Origin of the sequence: Albidovulum sp. (genome assembly GCF_049646345.1) — a bacterium.
GTDB lineage: Bacteria > Pseudomonadota > Alphaproteobacteria > Rhodobacterales > Rhodobacteraceae > Albidovulum.
Genome location: NZ_JBARVQ010000286.1, coordinates 1 through 3,768 on the forward strand (window position 1 = coordinate 1; position 3,768 = coordinate 3,768).

Sequence of the window (3,768 nt, forward strand, 5' to 3'; positions counted from 1 at the left end):
CGATATGGGCACCGTCCACATCCGCATCGGTCATGATGATGATCTTGTGATAACGCAGCTTGCCAAGGTTGAATTCATCGCGCCCGATGCCGGTCCCAAGTGCGGTGATCAGCGTGCCGATCTGGTCGGATGAGAGCATCCGGTCGAACCGCGCGCGTTCGACGTTCAGGATCTTGCCGCGCAGGGGCAGCACCGCCTGGTTCTTTCGCTCACGCCCCTGTTTGGCGGACCCGCCGGCGCTGTCGCCCTCGACGAGGAAGAGTTCTGACAGGGCCGGGTCTTTTTCCTGACAATCGGCCAGTTTGCCGGGCAGTGAGGCGACATCCATTGCCGTCTTGCGCCGTGTCAGCTCGCGCGCCTTGCGCGCCGCTTCGCGTGCAAGGGCCGCCTCGACGATCTTGCTGACGATGACCTTGGCCTCGTTCGGATGCTCCTCGAACCATTCGCTCAGCTTTTCGCCGACAAGGTTCTCAACCGCGGGCCGCACTTCGGAACTTACCAGCTTGTCCTTGGTCTGAGATGAGAATTTCGGGTCCGGCACTTTCACTGACAGAACACAGGTCAGCCCCTCGCGGGCATCGTCGCCGGTAAAATCGACCTTTTCTTTCTTGGCGATGCCAGAGGTCTGGGCGTAGGAGTTGATCGTTCGCGTCAACGCGCCCCGGAAGCCCGCCATATGGGTGCCGCCATCGCGCTGGGGAATGTTGTTGGTGAAGGGCAGCACTGTCTCATGATAGCTGTCGTTCCACCACATCGCGACCTCAACGCCGATACCGCCGCGGTCACCCGTGATAAAGATCGGCTCGGGCAGGGCCGAGGTCTTGTGACGGTCGAGATATTTGACGAATTCGCGCACGCCGCCGTCATAGAACAGTTCGGTGCGCTGCAATTCGGCGCCGCGATTGTCCTCAAGGATGATCTTCACCCCCGAATTCAGGAAGGCGAGTTCGCGCAGGCGTGTTTCCAGAGTCTTGAACACATAGTCGAGGTTGGAAAAGGTCGTGGTCGAGGCGAGGAACCGCACCTCGGTGCCCTTGTCGCCGGGTTCGGCATCGCCGACCACCCGCAGATGTTCGACCGTCTCGCCACGCTCAAAGCGGGCGTAGTGTTCCTTGCCGTTGCGCCACACGCGCAGTTCCAGCCAGTCCGACAGCGCGTTCACGACAGAGACGCCGACGCCGTGCAACCCGCCCGAGACCTTGTAGCTGTTCTGGTCGAATTTGCCCCCGGCATGCAGCTGGGTCATGATGACTTCGGCCGCCGAAACGCCTTCCTCGGCGTGAATGTCGGTCGGGATGCCGCGTCCGTTGTCGCGCACGGAAACCGAATTGTCGGCATGGATGCGGACCCGGACAAAGTCGGCATGACCCGCCAAAGCCTCGTCGATGCCGTTGTCTACGACCTCATAAACCATGTGGTGCAGGCCCGAGCCGTCATCGGTATCGCCGATATACATGCCCGGCCGCTTGCGGACTGCCTCCAAGCCTTTGAGAACCTTAATGGAATCCGCGCCGTATTCGGCCGGTTGCTGCGCGTCTTCGGTCATGCCCGCCTGTCCTTGTTCTTGCCCGCATTTTATAGGCGTTAAGGAAAGGAATGTCACGCCGAAGACACAAGATTTGGCAGTCTCCGTTACCGGACCTTCGGTCGGTCGTGTTCAGCCCGAGCATCGGGCCACCTGTCGTGTCTTGGCGGCTGCCGCCAACCCGGTTATTCAGACCATCCGAACCAATAGGGGAGCCCACCTTGGACCTGACAGCAGACCGTATCGCCCGCACCATCGCCGAGGAAATCGGTGCCGCCGACCGTCAGGTCGTCGCCGCCGTCGGATTGCTGGACGAAGGTGCGACGGTGCCCTTCATCGCGCGCTACCGCAAGGAAGTGACCGGCGGGCTTGACGATACGCAATTGCGCCGCCTGTCTGACCGGCTGTCCTATCTGCGCGAGCTGGAGGCGCGTCGGGCAACGATCCTTCAATCCATCAAGGAACAGGGCAAACTGACCGATGACCTCGCCCGCTCTATCGCTGGTGTCGCGACCAAGGCCGAGCTTGAGGATATCTACCTGCCCTACAAACCCAAGCGCCGCACCAAGGCGATGATCGCGCGGGAAAACGGGCTGGAGCCTTTGTTGCAGGCTATCATCGCCGACCGGGCGGCCGATCCCGAGGCGCTGGCCGGGGGTTATGTCGGTGAGGCTGTTCCGACCGTGAAGGACGCGCTGACCGGCGCCCGCGATATCCTTGCCGAAGGCCTCAGCGAAAACGCACCCCTTCTGGGTCAGCTTCGCGATTTCATGCGGCGCGAGGCGATCATCTCGGCCCGGGTCATCGCCGGGAAGGAAACGGAGGGCGCGAAGTTTTCCGACTACTTCGATCACCGCGAAAAGTGGGAGGCGATCCCATCGCACCGGGCGCTGGCGATCCTGCGCGCCGCCAAGGAAGAGGTTGTCGCCATCGAAATCGCGCCAGAGCCCGAAACCGGCGTGGCGCGGGCCGAAACCATGATCGCGGCCACCATCGGCACCACCGGACAAGGTGCGGGTGACCGCTGGCTGCGCGATGCGGCGGGCTGGACCTGGCGGGTGAAACTCAGCCTCTCGATGTATGTCGACCTTATGACCGAGTTGCGCCGCCGTGCGCATGAAGAGGCGATCGAGGTCTTTGCCCGCAACCTCAAGGGCGTGCTGCTTGCCGCCCCCGCCGGGGCGAAACCGGTTCTGGGGCTCGATCCCGGCATCCGCACCGGCGTGAAGGCGGCGGTGGTCGACGCGACCGGCAAGGTTCTGGCGACGGCGACCATCTACCCCTTCGCGCCAAAGCACGATCTGCGCGGGTCGGGTGCAACGGTGCTGGAGCTGATCCGTCGTCACGGCGTCGAACTCATTGCCATCGGCAATGGCACCGCGAGCCGCGAGACGGAAAGGTTCGTCGCTGACCTGCTGCCGGGTCTGCCCGAGGGCACACCCCGCCCGAAACCGGTCGTAGTGTCCGAGGCCGGTGCCTCGGTCTATTCCGCCTCGGAACTGGCCGCACAGGAATTCCCCGATCTGGACGTCTCCTTGCGCGGTGCCGTCTCTATCGCGCGGCGCTTGCAGGACCCCTTGGCGGAACTGGTCAAGATCGAACCGAAATCCATCGGCGTCGGCCAATACCAGCACGATGTCGACCAGCGCAGGTTGAGCCAGGCGCTGGAGGCGGTGGTGGAGGATGCCGTGAACGCTGTGGGCGTCGACATCAACACCGCCTCGGCGCCGCTTCTCGCGCATGTCGCGGGGCTTGGGCCGACACTGGCGCAATCCGTGGTCGCCCACCGCGATACACATGGCGCATTCACCTCGCGCGCCGCCCTTCTCAAGGTCTCGGGCCTCGGCCCCCGCGCCTTCGAACAATGCGCGGGCTTCCTGCGCATCCGCGACGGCGAGGAACCGCTGGACGCATCATCGGTCCACCCGGAGGCCTACGGCGTCGCCCGCCGCATCGTGCAGGCCTGCGGCCGTGACCTGCGCGCAATCATGGGCGACCAGACCGCGCTGAAGGGGTTGAGGGCCGAGGACTTCGTCGACGCCACGTTCGGCCTGCCGACCGTGCGCGACATCCTGAGCGAGTTGGAAAAACCCGGCCGCGACCCCCGGCCCAGCTTCAAGACCGCAAGCTTCACCGACGGGGTCGAGGACATCAAGGACCTGAAGCCCGGCATGGTCCTGGAAGGCACCGTCACCAATGTTGCGGCCTTCGGCGCCTTCGTCGATATCGGCGTCCATCAGGAC

At 63.9% G+C, this 3,768-nt stretch carries 2 protein-coding genes; one reads left to right on the forward strand and one right to left on the reverse strand.

Annotated features, from left to right (window positions below; all coding sequences use genetic code 11):
* The coding region (locus WBB85_RS07195; RefSeq protein ID WP_432637944.1) for a DNA gyrase subunit B at nt 1-1,546 on the reverse strand (1,546 nt) is incomplete at its 3' end.
* A gap of 200 nt (nt 1,547-1,746) precedes the next feature.
* Between WBB85_RS07195 and WBB85_RS07200 the strand changes: the two genes are divergently transcribed.
* A partial coding sequence (locus WBB85_RS07200; RefSeq protein WP_432637945.1) for a Tex family protein occupies nt 1,747-3,768 on the forward strand: 2,022 nt, incomplete at its 3' end.